Source organism: Roseburia faecis, from assembly GCF_001406815.1.
Taxonomy (GTDB): domain Bacteria; phylum Bacillota; class Clostridia; order Lachnospirales; family Lachnospiraceae; genus Roseburia; species Roseburia faecis.
Map to the genome: position 1 here is coordinate 191,799 of NZ_CVRR01000005.1, position 16,436 is coordinate 208,234.

Sequence of the window (16,436 nt, forward strand, 5' to 3'; positions counted from 1 at the left end):
TTTTTACTCTGAATATTTATCGTTATTCTGACTTTCGGAATCTTTTTCCTGTGCTTCCCCGCGGTTCTGCACGACAGAACGGTCATCATCGCGATACCGCTTGTCTACATGTTCTCCATTCATTCCGAAATTATTGCTTACTGCCGCAAGTGCTCCCTGCATGGATGCCGCCGAATACTTTTTAATCTCTTTGTCATCCCCTACGATCAGATCAATCACACGATCCGTTGATTTTCCGTCTGTGTATGCGAAATTCTTTTTAATAAACCACTCAATCTTGTCGGTATTGTACTCTTCTTTCTCCAGAGCTTCCATCAGCTGATCAAAACGCTTGATGATACGTCCCGGTACAATATCCTCATATGGCTCATAGAAATCTCTCGTAGAAACATACATGATCTGATCAAATGCGTAAAACAGCATCGGTCTTCTCAGCAGAGAGAATTCATAAATAATGGATGAATAGTCGGTAATCAGCAAATCTGTAATGAATAAAATATCATTGACTTCACGATACTGTGCCGCATCCGCAATGCAGTCTCTGTACTTTTCCGGAATATTGATTTTCTCCTGTACAAATGGATGCATCTTTACTATGAGGTAAGAATCTGTCCTCTTACATAATTCTCCCCACTCTTCAAAATCCAGTTTTTCCATCGGGAAATGTGCATCCACAGCGCTGTTTCCACGGAATGTCGGCGCATACAGAATCACACGCTTCGCTTCTTTTGCCCCCGGAAATTCCGCATATACACGTTCACAGGTTTTTTTCTTGTAATCCTCATCAAAGAAAATATCTGTTCTTGGAATTCCGACCGGATAAAACTTATCGATACCGATACCAAACGCTTCCTGATGATGCAGTGCCGAATGATAGGAGCTGACCGGTACATGGGTATAACATTTATGCACCGACGTATTGATCGGCGGAGCTCCTGCCTTTGACATACGCTCAAGTCCCAGTGCCTTAAATGCTCCGCAGGCATGCCATACCTGAATGACCTTAACATTCTTATCGTAGGTCGGTTTATAAATTTCCGGATAATAATCGTCCAGTAAAATCACATCACTGCTCGCCAGACGATAGATAAACCGGATCATTTTAAACGGTCCGTATGTCTTATTGATCGTAGGTTTGAAATCCAGAACAAACTTATATTTTTTGTCCAGCCCGCGCTCAAGCATACGGTTGTAAATAAATTCTTCATTTCCACCAATTTCAGCACGTGATCCGGAACAGAATAAAATCTTATTGCCACGCTTTTTACAGCACTTGTTGAAAATATTAAAAACAACCACAAAAAGCTTCTGGGCCCAATCCTTTAAATCGTTACGCACTCCATAATATAATTCCCCACATTTTCTGCGAATATAATTTTTACGCGGTTTCGGGAGCACGGTATCAACATGAATAAAAAGTTCATCCGTATCCAGATCCATTAAGGATTTACAGATTACATGATGTCCTTTTCCCTTGTTAACGACCACATCATTTTTCCACTCCGCCTGTTCCCGTTCTTCAATAATGCTTTTTGCCACCTGCAATGGATACTGCTTTCCCTTCCCATCCACAGCAATCGGATAATAATCGCCACTGGAAATCGGATTATTCTCATTTGCCTGCTCCACATGAAGCATCATACGGAAGGTATCCCCATCCCACTCAAATACGGATGGTTTTATGGTAATCTTCAAATCATAATTATAAAAAACAAATTTTAAACCTTTCGGTCTCTCTCCCTTTACATAACCTTCAAAATAATATATAACCCTGCGGGCAGTCAATTTGGATATCGCGAGTTCCATTGTGTATCTCCATTTCTAACTTCTGTATTTATTCCATAACAAACATAACTTTGGTAGAGAATGTATTTCTGTCTCTCATCACACGGAAAGCTTCTTCCGATTCTTCCATCGGGAAGCGATGTGTGATCAGCTGATCAAACTCTCCGCCTTTGAGCCGGTCAAGTGCTGTCTTCCAGTCATTCTGTTTGTCATTATAGCTGGAATTCCAGGACCCACGTAAAGTAATGGATTTTCTTAAAATTTTCCAGTATAAATTCTTTTCCATGGTCAGATCCGCTTTTGGATTTCCAACCAGAACGATCGTTGAATTCGGTCCTGCTGCCACCACAGCATTGCAGATTGCCTGATTGGAACCGACAACTTCCATAACTACATCCACACCTTCCCCATCGGTCAGTGCGTTGATGCGTTCTTCAAAATTGTCTGTTTCCAGTGCAATGGTTTCCCATCCGTATTTCTTTGCCAGCTCAAGCTTTGCAGCAGAATTTCCACACATAATAACTTTATCTGTGATCTGACTGGCAAATGCAGCGCAGACATAACCGATCATTCCGGTTCCGATTACAAGAACCGACTGTCCTTTCTGCACATTTGCAAGTCCGTTCGCATGAATTCCTACCGCAGCCGGTTCGCACATTGCTGCCACATCATAAGACAAATCATCGTCAAACAACACCAGATTCCAGGTCGGAACAACCAGATATTCTGCATATCCGCCATCCCTGCGTGAACCAAAATAATCATAATGGCTGCACTGGGCATACTGCTGCTTTTTGCAGGAAGGACACTCAAAACATGGGAGCATCGGGAATACACAGGTTCTTCTTCCCAGCAGACTCTCATCCACGTCATCTCCAACGGCAACGATCTGTCCGGAAAACTCATGTCCCGGAATTGTCGGGAAATGATAAGTTCCGTTGATAAACACGCGCTCCACGTCCGAAGAACAGATCCCGCATGCTTTAATCTTTACCAGAACCGTACCCGGACGAAGCGGCTCTACCGGAACCTCATCAAGTGTAAGCTTTCCGATCTCATGCAGAACCAGTGCCTTCATTGTCTTTGGAATTTCTATTAATGATTTCATTACTATCTCCTTTCAACCTATACCGTCTGATCATCAATGATCGATTTAAAAATCAACAGATCCCCATCGGTTGTCAACTTAAAATTCAGAGGATCTCCCTCTATAATATAAATCGGCTGGTTATTCATGGTGCAGATCTGGGAAGTTCCTGTAATCACTTCCCGCTGTTCCTCTGTCAGATTTGCCTGCATCTCCAAAAACCGAGGCAAAGAGAAACTGTCCGGAGCCTGTCCGTTAAACAGTTTAGAGCGCTCCGGAATCGTTGTCACTACTTTGCCATCTTCCGAATAAAGCATAGTATCTACTGCCGGTAACCCACATACACACGCGCCATAAGTTCCTGCCGCATCAATACTGTCATTTAAAATTTTTTCTGTCACAAGGGGACGTACCGCATCATGGATCACAATCACATCATCCTCATGTACCCCTTCGTCCTTTAAAATGGCATCGGTCACATTATGGATACTGTCCATACGTTCCTTTCCGCCCTCGATAATCCGGACTTTTTCCGGCTTATCTGTATATTTTTGAACCATTTCTTTCATATACGCCAGATAATCCTTGTGTGTGGCGATATAAATATAATCAAAGCGGTCTACCTTCAGCATATTCTGAAGGGTGTAAATGATGATCGGCTTTCCGTCCACTTCAAGAAACTGCTTCGGAATCACCGCACTTTTCATTCTGCTGCCTACGCCGCCTGCTAACATTGCTCCATAAATCATAATTTTATCCTTTCTAATCCCCACTGATCATTTCTTCGTATTCTGCCGAAACCGTATCAATATCTCCAATACTTCGAATCGAACCATTTTCCAGAATCATTGCTTTCGTGCAGATTCTCTTTACCTGCTCAAGACTGTGCGATACAAAAAGTACCGTCACACCTTTGTCCATCATGGAAAGAATCTTCTTCTCACTCTTTTTCCGGAATTTGGCATCTCCTACAGACAAAACCTCATCCAGAATCAGAATTTCCGGCTCCACAATGGTCGCAATGGAAAATCCCAGCCGGCTTTTCATTCCCGAGGAATAATTTTTCAGGGGAACATCCAGGAATTTCTTCAAGCCTGAAAATTTTACAATCTCGTCAAATTTACTGTCTATAAATTCTTTGGAATATCCAAGAACAGCTCCATAAAGATAAATATTTTCACGGCCGGTATATTCTTTGTCAAATCCGGCTCCCAGTTCCAAAAGTGGAACAATCTTTCCTTTGTGGACTACGCTTCCCTCCGTTGGCTTAAATACCCCGGCAATTACCTTCAAAAGAGTACTCTTTCCTGCTCCGTTTGTTCCAAGAATACCAATACGTTCTCCTTTTTCCAACGTAAAATTAATATCTTTTAATGCCCAGAATTCATCAAATTTCATCTGTCTGGTAATAGATTTTAAAATATAATCTTTCAGGCTGTCCACTCTTTCTTTACTCAGATTAAACCGCATGCCAACATGTTCCACACGCAACACTGTCTCTGCCATTGTTTTAATACTCCTTATACTCAAGCATATTGTTACTAAATATATAAAATAAATTTATCCTGATTTTTATGAAATACGATCACTCCAACCACTACAGAGACTAACGCAAACACACATGCATATGTCATGCACCCCCAGTTAAACGCCTCATGGAAAATAATATTTCTTACATTAATAATGACATTATATACCGGATTCACCGTAAGCACCCACGAATACCCACTCTTTAATAATCGCTCCGGATAGTAGAAGATTGCGCAGGTATACATAACGATCATCAGCGCAACTTCCCACAAATACTCCATATCACGGAAGAAGACACCAATCGTAGCCAGAATCATTCCCACACCAAACGTCATGATCAGAAGTACCAGTAAAGGGAAAGCGATCAAAAGCCAGTGCAACGTCGGATAATTTCCTGTAAAAATGCCGAGAAGCACTAATACAATCAGCGAAATTAAAAATATAATAAAATTATAAAGTACGGATGATAACGGATACAGATACTTCGGCACATACACTTTCTTTATCATGGCCGAATTTTGTCGGATCGATTTCAGTGACACTTTCGTGCCCTGTGCAAAATAGGAATAAAGAAGACGTCCCGATAGAATATACAGTGGAAAAGTGTGATCTTTATTACCATAGAGTGTTCCAAACACAATGGTAAGTACGATTGTTGTCATAACCGGCTCCAGAAGGGACCAGATAATTCCCAGGTAAGATCTTCTGTATTTTAACTTAATTCCTTTTTTTACTAATTCAAATAATAAATTCCGATAACGCCAAAACGTATCTATTCTCTTCTTCATAAATCATTCTTCCTCTTGCTTGTTTCAATCTGTCTATATTTTCAGCTGATAAACAACATGATATTCCCGCTTATCCTCCGGCGGAATTTCCATATAATTTCCATACATATAGGACAAATACCAGTCAATGTTTTTGGGAAAAAGAAATTCGCGATCCTCAAATTTCCGCTTTTGCGCACATAAAAAATCACTTCGCAATTTCAGTTCGCCAAAAAAATGCTTTCTCCCTGATGGTACAACAATGTATTCTGACTGGTCATTGCTGCACATTTGCATCAGCCGCTGTACATGAGCATACCAAAATTTCCCGGTCGGTGCAATCAGCCGCCCGATAAAACTTTTCAGATGTATCATGGTGGCTGCCTTTTTATTGCCCTGGGACAACTTATAAAATTCATTTCTCCATAAATACATCCGATAACAGGAAAGCAGCAATAATCCTGCCTCTACCCGCATACCGTGCAAACGGCGCAAAAAGGCATTGTCATAGGTGTTTTCCACCACAAAAATATCAATTTTAATTCCACATCGTTCTTCCGGGATCTCTAAATATTCCCGACACACTGTGTTTTTCCGGTGAATCTGAATAAAAGAACTCAGATACCCCGGTGTCCGAAGCGGTGCCTCTACAAAATACCGGTCCGGATACCTCTGTTCAATCGCATCAAGCAGACGTTCAATATATTTTCTCTCGACAACCATATCCACGTCATCATCCCAGGGAATAAATCCCCCATGCCGGACGGCTCCAAGAGCGGTTCCCCCGGTAAGCATATAGGGAATATTTAATTCACTGCACAATTCCGTAATATCTATCGTAATACCATAGACAACCTGCTGCACCTTATGAATCTCCTCCGGTGACAGGCGGTGCTGTCCTTCCGATAATTCCGTTTTAAAAATATCGTTTGTTTGTAAAATAGCCACAACCTACCTCTATCTGCCCGCTTTCATTCTGGCAAATAACTTTCCATTATGTTCTTTCACAAAAGTGATGACGCTTGATTCCATCCAAGCAAGTGTAACATTTTTCCACCGGATAGGCAATAGCATAACCTTCATATATCCCGACCGTGGTTTTGCCAGTGCCAGTGCCTTGTCTACCCTCGGATTGTGCAGCATCTTTCTGATCTCTGCCCGCTGTTCTTTCCCGGAAAGGGTACATTTCGAACTTGTTACATTTGCAATGCATCCCACCATGCGCTCAATATATCTTCTGGCAACCATCTCCTGCGTTGCCGCATTGGTCACACCCCAGCTGCGAAACAGTTCTTCCATCCAGCCCTGTTCTTCCTCTCTCTTTTCGTACATGTCAGCACGATACGCTGCGGTCTCCGACTCTGCGCGTGCACGTATGAAATGATAGTAGGCATTTGTAGAAAACACAACCGATTCCACATGATCCAGGTAACTCAGATTAAACGGGAAATCATCCCACAGTGTTTTTGGAAAATACAGTCCGTATTGCCGGATCACATCCATGCGGTACAATTTATTCCACGGTGTATACAGCATGTTTCGGTCAAAATACCGGTATGCCTCTTCCCGAAAATTTTTTGCATCGGTAAACACCCTGTCGTCCACACAGATTTTTTCTGACAAATGATTCTGTCCACAGTAAGTGTCAATATAAAATCCACAGACCACAAGCTGTGCCTGATGCTTCTCGGCAAGTTCGTACATATCCGCAAGCATCTGTGGTTCTGCCCAGTCATCCGAATCCAGAAAATAAACATATTTTCCCTGTGCAATATCAATGGCTGTGTTTCTCGCGCTTGGTGCACCTCCGTTTTCCTTGTGAATCACCTGGATTCTTTGGTCCTTTTTTGCATACTGGTCACAGATTTCTCCGCTTCTGTCGGGAGTCCCATCATCAACGATCAAAAATTCAAACTCGGTAAAGGTCTGCGCAAGAATGCTTTCGATTGCCTTACCCACATATTCTTCTACTTTATACACCGGCATAATGATGCTGATTTTAATGTCGCTCATCACCGTCTCCTTTGACATTTTATTTGATTGCAGTTGTCTGATCCTGATCCACACCTTCCGTGTTTTCTTTCTGGAACAGAATCTTGAATGTCAGGAATAAAATCTTAATGTCCATCCAGACAGAATAATTTTCAATATACGTCAGATCCAGTTTCAGTTTATCATATGGGGTTGTATTATACTTTCCATATACCTGTGCATACCCGGTCAGTCCCGCTTTTACTTTCAGCCGGAGTACGAATTCCGGAATTTCTTCCGTATACTGATCCGCAATAATCTGACGCTCCGGGCGGGGTCCCACAACAGACATCTCACCCTTTAAAATATTAAACAGCTGTGGCAGCTCGTCAAAATGAATGGCCCGGATCACACGACCGACCGGCGTAATTCGTGCATCTTCTTTTGCGGCAAGACGTGCTCCCGCATCCTCGGAATGTGTGGTCATGCTGCGGAACTTGTAGATCATAAACGGCTCTCCGTCTTTTGTCAGCCGCTCCTGCTTGTACAATACCGGACCGTGATCATATAATTTAATGCAAAGTGCAATCACAATCATAAATGGAGAAGCAATTACAATACCGATCAGGGAAATCACAATATCCATCAGTCGTTTTACAAACAGATCTACAATGCCAAGCCCCTGATTCCGGGACAGATACAGCGGTGTATCAAACAGATGAATATCATCCGCTCCACGAAACAGAATATCTGAAATCTTTGGTGTAACATATGTGCGGATAGATTCCTGATAACAGTATTTCATAATCTGGTTGCGTACTTCCGATGGCAGGTCACACAGAACCACCGCATTGTATTTCTGAATCATCGGATACAGCTTTTCATAACCTATCCGGTAACTTTCCGCTGCACAGATATTATACTTGTCCTTTCTGGTATTGATCTTTGCAATCAAATCATCCGGCGAATAATTTCCATATATCACGAGCATCTGGCGCGGCGGATACAGACGCGTATATGCCTTTCGCACCAGTACGACCCACGGAACGATAAATATAATCTCTGTTACCGTCATCAGAAGCAATGGCTGTGGTGGCAGATAATCGTTGGCTACCAGACAGATCTCAAAATATGCAACAATCATCGCAAGAATCACTGCCAATATCTGGGATAATATAATATCCGAAATCCGCATATATCCGATCCGGTATCCTCCAAATATCTTCGTGAAAAAGAACACAAAGAGTACATACATACCAATCACTGCCCAGTTACCTCTGTTGAAAAAAGTATTCGCTTTATCCAGCATCGGAATATAGAGCATATACCATACCCATCCGAACATAGCCGCTTCCACCGCAAGCGATATGATATTCGCCGTAAAATTCAATAAATGCTTGTATTTATCTTTCATTAAAACTTTCCTCTAACATGTAGTTTTCCGGTTGTACCCCGCAAAAATTTTATTCGCCCAGTCCGCTTTCCACATAAGCGACCAGTTCCCGAAGTGCTCCCTGTTCATCTTCTCCGTCACAGATAAGTGTAATCTCATCTCCGGATTTGATGCATGCACCCAGGACGCTGAGCACACTTTTGGCATTTGCTGTATTTCCGCTGTACTCGAATGTAATCTTGCTATTATATTTCATTGCCTCTTTGCATAAATTTCCTGCCGGACGTAAGTGCAGTCCTGTAGGATTAATAATTTTTACTTTTTGGGATACCATAAGAACGCCTCCTTATAACATAACTTTGGTAATCAGATCAGCTAACTGCTTTGCTTCCTGCTGAATCACTTCCTGATTTTTGCCTTCGATCATGACACGAACCAATGGTTCTGTACCAGATGGACGGATTAGAACCCTTCCTTCTCCGGCAAATTTTTTCTCCAGTTCACCGATTGCCTCTGCAATTTCTGAATATTCCATGTAACTTTCTTTTTTATGGTTCGGCACTTTTGCATTGACCAATGCCTGTGGCAGCACCTCCATGATCTGTGCAAGTTCTGATAATTTCTTTTTGGTTTCCACCATCACCTGCAATAAGTGTAATGCGGAAAGAAGTCCGTCTCCGGTTGTGTTGTCATCCAGAAAAATCACATGACCGGACTGCTCTCCTCCGAGATTATATCCGTTTTCCAACATATTTTCAAGAACATAACGGTCTCCGACTTTTGTTTTCTCCACATGAATTCCCTGTTTTTCTCCCATCAGACTGAATCCCAGATTCGTCATCACGGTGACAACAATGGTGTCCTTTGCAAGTTTTCCGTTTTCTTTCAGGAAATTTCCGCAAATCGCCATGATCTGATCTCCATCTACCAGCTTTCCGTTTTCATCTACAGCAAGCATACGATCCGCATCTCCGTCAAATGCAATACCGATATCTGCCTTTTCGGAAACAACTCTTGCACACAGTTCGTCCATATGGGTAGAACCGCAATTGGAATTAATGTTCGTTCCATCCGGATTGGTATGAATAGCGATCAGATTTGCCCCCAGATCTTTCAGCGTCTTAACCGAAGTATAGGAACTTGCGCCTTCTGCACAGTCCACAACGATCTTCAACGCAGACAGATCTACCGGAACCGTCTTTTTCTCAAACGCAATATACTCATCCACAATATCAAACCGATACTCAACCCTGCCGATTCCCGGTCCGATCGGAAAAACAACGTCTTCCATATCATTCCGGATCAATGCCTCGATTTCGTCCTCCAGCTGATCGGATAATTTATATCCATCTCCATTAAAAAATTTGATTCCGTTAAATTCCATCGGATTATGGGAAGCAGAAATCACAACCCCTGCATCTACTTTATGTTTCCTTGTAAGATATGCAATTGCAGGTGTCGGGGCAACTCCCACAAAAATAGCATTTGCTCCGACTGAACAAATTCCTGCCATCAATGCATTTGCAAGCATTCCTCCGGAAATTCTTGTATCACATCCAATGATGATTGTCGGCTGGTGGGACTGTTCCTTTGTTAAAACATAAGCGCCCGCCTGACCGAGCTTCATTGCAAGTTCAATTGTAAGCTCTGTCCCCGCAACTCCTCTGACTCCATCGGTTCCAAACATTCTTGCCATAATAATTATAACTCCTTTATATACTTTACTATTCGCCGGTATCCTCACCGCTGTCTGTCGAAGTATCTCCGTCCTGTATATTCTTCGCTTTCACGGTAACGCTGACAGTAATCGGCTGATATGCATAATGATCTTCATCCAGTTTCAGTGAAAGTTCCACCTGATGCGTTCCCTCGCTCAGCTGGGAGGCATCAATGGATGCTGCCAGCTCCGATGCGTTCAGCTTATTCAGATCATCCTGCAGCCCACTGATCGTCACAGAAACCTGTGCCTTATCAAAAGATAAGTTCAGGCCGTCCGGCAGACTGTTCACCCTGATATCAGATGTCTGCAGATGATAGGTTCTGGACGCATACGCTTCAATTCTGACGGTTACCGTAACGGATGCCGCAGAAGAATCTACCAGTTCCACGCCGTCCGGCAGATATTCGGAAATATCAATCGTTGTCTTTACATCTTCCCTTGCCCCGCTCACATTGATTACGTTTGCCGGAATTTCAAGTGAAACAAGCGGATTGAGTACATTGGATGCCCCTTTCAGTTTCACAGTATCCGGTGTGCTGCTGATCTCCACTACCCGGTATTCCCCGTATGGGGTTCCTGTTGTCGAAAATACAAGCGGTACTTCCTTTACACTCAGGATTTTTGCCGAAATCGTCACCGTCGTATTGCTCAGCTTCAGCTGGGTGGTATCCACTTCATTTCCATCCGAATCATAGAGAACCGGAATCACATTATCCGTCAGATTCGATGACATTCCATCCACATCAATCGTAGCCACAACCTTATCTACTTTTTTCACAATAGATGCCGGTCCCGACACGTTCAAAACATTCGGGTTTGTCACGGAAACTTCTCCGAGGGCATATCCCGCTGCCACTTTTCCGCTGGTGTCCGCGGAAATCATAAATCTTCTGCTCATCAGATCTTCCAGGGAAAGTTCCATATATTTGTTTTTATTGTTAATGCTCACGGATGTATACGTCCGCTTGGCACTGATCTCGATCGGAACACTCGCCTTATTCCCCTTGTCATTTATGATCAGGCGGTTCATATCTGCCACCGCAGAGAAATCGGTGTCATCAAGTTTTTCAAGTTCACTGCGTTTTCCGGTCACAGTAAAGGTAACCGTGTTGGTTCCGTCCAGCACTTCATAGCACTTGTTCATATCTGTAACTGCGGACGCATTTTCTACCGTTACATTTGTTGTAAATGTTTTTGATTTTTTCGGATCATCAATATTATATACAACCAGCCATAAGATAAATGCAAGAACTACAGCCAGAATTTTAAAGCCCAGATTATTCACCAAGGTTTTCAGAATCTTTTTTGCCATTCATAAACCTCCTTTTCAGCAGTCCCAGTTTGGTCATCTGTTGATTTCTGTTCTGCAGATACTTTAATTTGCCTCTCAGAAAATCCGCATTGACATTCCGGTAAATCTGTCCCCGCATAGCGATTGATACCTTACCGGTTTCCTCCGAAACTACGATCGTCAGCGAATCGCTCACTTCACTGATTCCTACAGCTGCACGGTGTCTGGTTCCCAGATCTTTGCTCAGTGTCATACTGTCCGACAACGGCAGATAACAGGTCGCGGAAACCACACGGTCTCCACGTACAATAACCGCTCCGTCATGAAGCGGAGTATTTTTTTCAAATATATTAATTAACAGCTGGCTGCTGATAATTGCATCAATATCAATTCCTGTTCTCACATATTCATTTAACAGGATTTCATCTTCTATTACGATCAGGGCACCGGTTTTTACTTTCCCCATGGCATAACAAGCCTTGATCAGTTCGTCAATTGTGTGGTCGGAAAATTTATTTTCCTCTACTTTTCCAAAGTCAAATAACTTTCCCAAAACATTTTTTCCACCAAGATTCTCAAGTGCCTTCCGAAGTTCCGGCTGGAAAATAATCACCAGGGCCGTCAGTCCGACACTCAACGTATTTTCTGCCAGCCAGAGGATGGTATTCATCTGAAAGATTGCTGCAACGAGTACAAACAGCAGAATCACGATGATTCCTTTGAACAGATTCCACGCACGCGTATTTTTAATCCAAAGCAGAATATGATAAAACAGGAAGGAAATGATCAGTATTTCCACGATATCCACAAAGGAAAAAGAGATATCCGGCATACCGAACAATCCTGTTGCATTGTCATAAAATTGGCTTAATGTTCCCAGAAAATTTTGCATCTGGCTCCTCTTTTCTTCATTTCATTATTTTGATGCTTCGTTCCCCTTATTTGAGTAAATCCTCATCAATGTCCAGCTCTTTCGCAATAACCTTCCGGCTGTTCTCTTCCTCTTCCGGAGACAGCACGGATCTGCTATGGTCAATCCGCTTTCCCATGCTTGCGGTATTTCCGAAATGTTTTACCGTAACCTCACGGACAGCGACCATTTTCTTCGGCACAGCCTTGACATAATAATAGTAATCATCATCCTCAAACTGCACCCGTTCGGTCCGCGCATAATCCAGATTCATAAACAGAAACTGAAGGATAAATGCAATAAGCAGGGAAATAATATTGCCGACTATCAGCCATAATGTCTTTCCTGTAACTCCAAGAACAATATAACCTACAAATAATCCGGCAACCTGAATAAGCGCACCGGAAATAATTGCCAGTGTCCAGGCATTATCCACTTCCATCCGGCGTACCAGATAAACTACAATGGCAGTAATCACAAAGATAACGATTACCAGATACATTTCTTTATTTCCCAGAAACTGCCCCACCGAAATATCAAATTTGGAAGAAGACTGTTCCTCATCTGCATTTGCCGCACTCATCAGTGCTCCTGCATTCCGGTGAATTCCGTCCAGAAAATAATAGACAACCGTACCGCATACCACTCCGATCACGGAATATGCACTGCGCAGCAGGCTGCTGCCAACCGGCATCACATACGGAATATACAGTTTAAAACACAGCGGTGTAAGCACAACCGTCAGTCCGTCTTTCGGTGCGAAACGAAAATATACAAAGAACAGAATCGCAAACAAAATCAGTGCGGTAAGTGCTACTTCCATGGAAAGCGCATACATATCCGCAAGCACCACAATTGCGCCAATCCATAATATGGCACTAGTCGGCAGAATGGCACAGACAAGCGCCAGCAGTAACGCCACCGGAAACCGGCTGATTTTCTCCATGAATCCGATATTGGTATTGATCACGGTAAAAAGAGCCAGTGCAACGGCAAATTTTACGATCGGATACAGATATGTTTCATATTTACTGTAAAACCGGATCAGCTGATCCTTTATTTCCAACAACTTCGTCATAAATCCTCCCTGTTATGCCCCATCCTTTATTTTTCTTCCCGCAGTAATCTGCGCGCTCTCTTCAGATGATTTCCATATGCTTTCATCTTGCGATAGCTTTTTGCATACCGGACACAATAGATCCGTGCGGTAATCAGAAGATACACGATCATAAATCCGGCATATGCAACAATAAGTTTCGGGACGAACGTCGTAAGATCCACGCGATTGATCCATTTCGTAATTGTATCAATATCCCCAAGTCCCCAGAACACGATCAGAAGAATAAATGCGATGGTTCCCGAAAAGAAACTTTTTACAATTTCTTTTCCTACATAGTCCCACATCGTATATTCTCCCGCCTGATAATATTTTTTATTTTCATATTCATCAAATGCTGCAAGATGATATAATTCTTTTACCCGTTCTTCACTGATCATAGATAACTCCTGTCTCGAACGCATCCCGGAATTTGGACACAATGATGCATTATTTGCTATTATACCATAGATAGTTCTTTTTTCAAAGTCTGTTTTCCAATCGCCCGTTTCCATGAAAAAAGCCCCGGAAATATCCGGGGTCTGGTTATTTGTCCACTATTCATTTTTTAAATATCTCATACGGTCCCTGTCTCTGGTAGAGCGTAAGTTTTCCATCTTAGGTTCCGGTTTCTGATAGGCATTCTGAAATTCGTTTGCCATTCTTTCCTTGCATCTTTCGCAAAAACGTCCCGTGCGGATCGGTTTCCCGCATTTTTCACATACAATCCCTGCTTCCGTTGCTGTGGAAAGAATCAGTCTTTCTTCCCTTACCCACTGCCGGATCTGCTTGGTTGAAATATCATTGTCCGTTGCCGTCTGCTCTACAGAAGCGCCCGGATGCTCTTCGAGATACTCTTTTACTTCATGAAATTTATCTTCCAGTTTTTTCTGGCATGCCGGACAGATACGCTCATTGTTGAGAACATTAAACAATCTGCCACACATTTTACAATTTCTTACATCCATAGTATCCCTCCTAAAAGCCTCTGCCAATGCAGGCAGTCAGCACATAAACCTGTTCCGCACCCGCTTCTTTTAATCTCTCCGCTACAGCTTCTACTGTAGATCCGGTTGTATAAATATCATCCACAATCAGAATTCTCTTATATTTTACTACATTATCCGAACTCTGAAAAGCATTTTTGACATTATTTTCTCTTTCTCTGCCATTCAGTTCTTTCTGTGGCCGTGTATCTTTCACCCGGATCATCAGACGCGGAATACACGGAATATCCATTTTTTCTGACAGTGCCCTGCCAAAAAGCGCAGCCTGATTATATCCGCGATACCGTTCTTTTTTCGAATACATCGGTACCGGAACGATTGCTTCGATCCTTTTTTCCCGCATCCAGTTTTCCCAGCGCTGCATGGCTTCCTCCGCCAGAAAACGGGCATATCTCCTCCGGTTTGCATACTTAAACCGGTACATGGATTTCTGCACAGCCCCACGATATACAAAAAGCGATCGTCCTTCTGCAACAAAAGAACGATGCTTTCTGCAATTCTGACAATATTCTGTTTCGGTATCCGCAAGCGGGCTTCCGCAATGATAACAGTACGGCTGCACAACGGGATACAATTTTTTCCGGCACGCTGCGTGAACATTTCGCTGTCTGCGGATATCTGCCGTTTCCAGCAGACGGTCGCATACAAAACAGCGTGGCGGAAATATACATTCCAGAAAATTATCCAAGACGGATACGGTTTCGAACTTCAATCTGTGCTGCCGCTTTTTCAAATTCAGCCTCTGTCATATCTTTTGTAGTAAATCCAATCTCTCCTGCAATTCCGGCATCTGCATATTCTACACTGCCAAATGCATTTTCGATTGTTTCCTTACCGGAAGAAGTGCGTACAAAGAAACTGTTTACACTGTCTTTGTAATCTACCAGTGTCAGTTTTTCCGGTGACCAGTCAATGTAAATATTGGTATTTTTGTGCTTTGTCATATCCACGATATCTGCTACTACTGCACTTGCTGTCGGAAGCTTACCTGCTCCGCTGCCGTAGAACATTGCATCGCCCAATACATTTCCATGTACGAAGATTCCATTGAACACACCGTTTACTCCGCAAAGAGGATGCTCTGCGCTGAGCATGAAAGGAGCAACCATACAACTGTAACTGTTTCCGACTTTACGGCTGGATGCAAGAAGCTTAATGGAACGGTTCAAAACCTTTGCATACTTAAAATCATCTGCTGTGATCTTTGTGATTCCTTCGCAGTGAATATCCTCAAAATCTACCTGCCGGCCACACATCAGAGAGGTTAAAATGGCAATCTTGCGGCACGGATCATGTCCTTCGATATCCGCAGTAGGATCTTTCTCTGCATATCCCTTTTCCTGTGCGTCTTTCAGTACCTCATCGAAATCTGCACCTTCCTCCGCCATTTTTGTCAGCATGTAGTTTGTGGTTCCGTTTAAGATACCTGTAATCTCTTCGATCTCATCGGCAGTCAGACATTTATTCAATGGACGGATAATCGGAATTCCGCCGCCTACACTTGCCTCAAACTGAAAGTTTACGTTGTGATCCCGTGCGATTTTAATCAGTTCCGCTCCCTTGGCTGCAACCAGGTTTTTATTGGAAGTGGCAACCTGTTTTCCAGCCTCAAGCATTGCTTTTACAAACGTATATGCCGGCTCCACGCCTCCCATGGTCTCTACTACGATGCCGATCTCCGGATCGTTTACGATCGTCTGATAATCATGTACAATGGCATCTTCCATAGGGTCTCCCGGGAATTCCCGCAGATCAAGAATATATTTGACATCAACCGGTTCTCCCGCGCGCTTTGTGATCTTTTCCTTGTTAATTCTTAATACATCTACGACACCGGAACCAATGGTGCCATAGCCCATAACTGCAATCTTCATTTTTC

The 16,436-nt window shown here is 42.9% G+C and carries 17 protein-coding genes; all 17 read right to left on the reverse strand.

All coding sequences use genetic code 11. The features are described 5' to 3' along the window. Positions 1 to 3: 3 nt before the first annotated feature. Positions 4 to 1,806, reverse strand: a complete 1,803-nt coding sequence (locus M72_RS01840; RefSeq protein WP_055066955.1) for a CDP-glycerol glycerophosphotransferase family protein — start codon at positions 1,804 to 1,806, stop codon at positions 4 to 6. A 28-nt stretch (positions 1,807 to 1,834) separates the two neighbouring features. Then, positions 1,835 to 2,893 (reverse strand): galactitol-1-phosphate 5-dehydrogenase, encoded by a 1,059-nt coding sequence (locus tag M72_RS01845; protein ID WP_082413721.1) that lies wholly within the window; start codon positions 2,891 to 2,893, stop codon positions 1,835 to 1,837. Positions 2,894 to 2,910: 17 nt separating this feature from the next. After that, entirely contained in the window at positions 2,911 to 3,621 is a 711-nt protein-coding gene (locus M72_RS01850; protein WP_055066956.1) for an IspD/TarI family cytidylyltransferase, read from the reverse strand. Between the two features lie 13 nt (positions 3,622 to 3,634). Next, on the reverse strand, positions 3,635 to 4,378 hold the full coding sequence (locus M72_RS01855) for an ABC transporter ATP-binding protein (protein WP_055066957.1): 744 nt from the start codon (positions 4,376 to 4,378) through the stop codon (positions 3,635 to 3,637). A gap of 35 nt (positions 4,379 to 4,413) precedes the next feature. Next, positions 4,414 to 5,190 carry an ABC transporter permease gene (locus M72_RS01860; RefSeq protein ID WP_055066958.1) on the reverse strand — a complete coding sequence of 259 codons (777 nt, stop codon included), beginning with the start codon at positions 5,188 to 5,190 and terminating at the stop codon, positions 4,414 to 4,416. A gap of 33 nt (positions 5,191 to 5,223) precedes the next feature. Further along, on the reverse strand, positions 5,224 to 6,117 hold the full coding sequence (locus tag M72_RS01865) for a LicD family protein (protein ID WP_055066959.1): 894 nt from the start codon (positions 6,115 to 6,117) through the stop codon (positions 5,224 to 5,226). 9 nt (positions 6,118 to 6,126) lie between these two features. Continuing rightward, positions 6,127 to 7,182, reverse strand: a complete 1,056-nt coding sequence (locus M72_RS01870; protein ID WP_055066960.1) for a glycosyltransferase family 2 protein — start codon at positions 7,180 to 7,182, stop codon at positions 6,127 to 6,129. A 19-nt stretch (positions 7,183 to 7,201) separates the two neighbouring features. Next, entirely contained in the window at positions 7,202 to 8,554 is a 1,353-nt protein-coding gene (locus M72_RS01875) for a sugar transferase (RefSeq protein ID WP_055066961.1), read from the reverse strand. 49 nt (positions 8,555 to 8,603) lie between these two features. After that, the gene (locus M72_RS01880; protein ID WP_022045433.1) at positions 8,604 to 8,867 is read right to left on the reverse strand and encodes an HPr family phosphocarrier protein; all 264 of its coding nucleotides are present in this window, start codon (positions 8,865 to 8,867) and stop codon (positions 8,604 to 8,606) included. Between the two features lie 12 nt (positions 8,868 to 8,879). Then, the gene (glmM, locus tag M72_RS01885) at positions 8,880 to 10,229 is read right to left on the reverse strand and encodes a phosphoglucosamine mutase (protein WP_022085849.1); all 1,350 of its coding nucleotides are present in this window, start codon (positions 10,227 to 10,229) and stop codon (positions 8,880 to 8,882) included. A gap of 28 nt (positions 10,230 to 10,257) precedes the next feature. Next, on the reverse strand, positions 10,258 to 11,565 hold the full coding sequence (locus M72_RS01890) for a CdaR family protein (protein WP_055066962.1): 1,308 nt from the start codon (positions 11,563 to 11,565) through the stop codon (positions 10,258 to 10,260). Then, entirely contained in the window at positions 11,531 to 12,436 is a 906-nt protein-coding gene (gene cdaA, locus M72_RS01895; RefSeq protein WP_022045430.1) for a diadenylate cyclase CdaA, read from the reverse strand. The genes M72_RS01890 and cdaA overlap by 35 nt, the downstream gene beginning before the upstream one ends. A gap of 46 nt (positions 12,437 to 12,482) precedes the next feature. Continuing rightward, the gene (locus M72_RS01900; RefSeq protein ID WP_055066963.1) at positions 12,483 to 13,532 is read right to left on the reverse strand and encodes a hypothetical protein; all 1,050 of its coding nucleotides are present in this window, start codon (positions 13,530 to 13,532) and stop codon (positions 12,483 to 12,485) included. A 26-nt stretch (positions 13,533 to 13,558) separates the two neighbouring features. After that, positions 13,559 to 13,951, reverse strand: coding sequence for a hypothetical protein (locus M72_RS01905; protein WP_055066964.1), 393 nt, complete (start codon positions 13,949 to 13,951; stop codon positions 13,559 to 13,561). 156 nt (positions 13,952 to 14,107) lie between these two features. Then, positions 14,108 to 14,518 (reverse strand): flagellar protein, encoded by a 411-nt coding sequence (locus M72_RS01910; RefSeq protein WP_055066965.1) that lies wholly within the window; start codon positions 14,516 to 14,518, stop codon positions 14,108 to 14,110. 10 nt (positions 14,519 to 14,528) lie between these two features. Then, positions 14,529 to 15,245 (reverse strand): ComF family protein, encoded by a 717-nt coding sequence (locus M72_RS01915; protein WP_206541795.1) that lies wholly within the window; start codon positions 15,243 to 15,245, stop codon positions 14,529 to 14,531. Beyond that, entirely contained in the window at positions 15,238 to 16,431 is a 1,194-nt protein-coding gene (locus M72_RS01920) for a homoserine dehydrogenase (RefSeq protein WP_055066967.1), read from the reverse strand. The genes M72_RS01915 and M72_RS01920 overlap by 8 nt, the downstream gene beginning before the upstream one ends. Positions 16,432 to 16,436 lie beyond the last annotated feature (5 nt).

Excerpts from the sequence above, each read along its gene's own strand:
- M72_RS01845 (WP_082413721.1), bottom strand. The coding sequence starts at position 2,893 with ATGAAATCATTAATAGAAATTCCAAAGACAATGAAGGCACTGGTTCTG.
- glmM (WP_022085849.1), bottom strand. The coding sequence starts at position 10,229 with ATGGCAAGAATGTTTGGAACCGATGGAGTCAGAGGAGTTGCGGGGACA.
- M72_RS01890 (WP_055066962.1), bottom strand. The coding sequence starts at position 11,565 with ATGGCAAAAAAGATTCTGAAAACCTTGGTGAATAATCTGGGCTTTAAA.
- M72_RS01880 (WP_022045433.1), bottom strand. The coding sequence starts at position 8,867 with ATGGTATCCCAAAAAGTAAAAATTATTAATCCTACAGGACTGCACTTA.
- M72_RS01840 (WP_055066955.1), bottom strand. The coding sequence starts at position 1,806 with ATGGAACTCGCGATATCCAAATTGACTGCCCGCAGGGTTATATATTAT.
- M72_RS01900 (WP_055066963.1), bottom strand. The coding sequence starts at position 13,532 with ATGACGAAGTTGTTGGAAATAAAGGATCAGCTGATCCGGTTTTACAGT.
- M72_RS01860 (WP_055066958.1), bottom strand. The coding sequence starts at position 5,190 with ATGAAGAAGAGAATAGATACGTTTTGGCGTTATCGGAATTTATTATTT.
- M72_RS01875 (WP_055066961.1), bottom strand. The coding sequence starts at position 8,554 with ATGAAAGATAAATACAAGCATTTATTGAATTTTACGGCGAATATCATA.
- M72_RS01850 (WP_055066956.1), bottom strand. The coding sequence starts at position 3,621 with ATGATTTATGGAGCAATGTTAGCAGGCGGCGTAGGCAGCAGAATGAAA.
- M72_RS01870 (WP_055066960.1), bottom strand. The coding sequence starts at position 7,182 with ATGAGCGACATTAAAATCAGCATCATTATGCCGGTGTATAAAGTAGAA.
- M72_RS01905 (WP_055066964.1), bottom strand. The coding sequence starts at position 13,951 with ATGATCAGTGAAGAACGGGTAAAAGAATTATATCATCTTGCAGCATTT.
- M72_RS01910 (WP_055066965.1), bottom strand. The coding sequence starts at position 14,518 with ATGGATGTAAGAAATTGTAAAATGTGTGGCAGATTGTTTAATGTTCTC.
- M72_RS01920 (WP_055066967.1), bottom strand. The coding sequence starts at position 16,431 with ATGAAGATTGCAGTTATGGGCTATGGCACCATTGGTTCCGGTGTCGTA.
- M72_RS01855 (WP_055066957.1), bottom strand. The coding sequence starts at position 4,378 with ATGGCAGAGACAGTGTTGCGTGTGGAACATGTTGGCATGCGGTTTAAT.
- cdaA (WP_022045430.1), bottom strand. The coding sequence starts at position 12,436 with ATGCAAAATTTTCTGGGAACATTAAGCCAATTTTATGACAATGCAACA.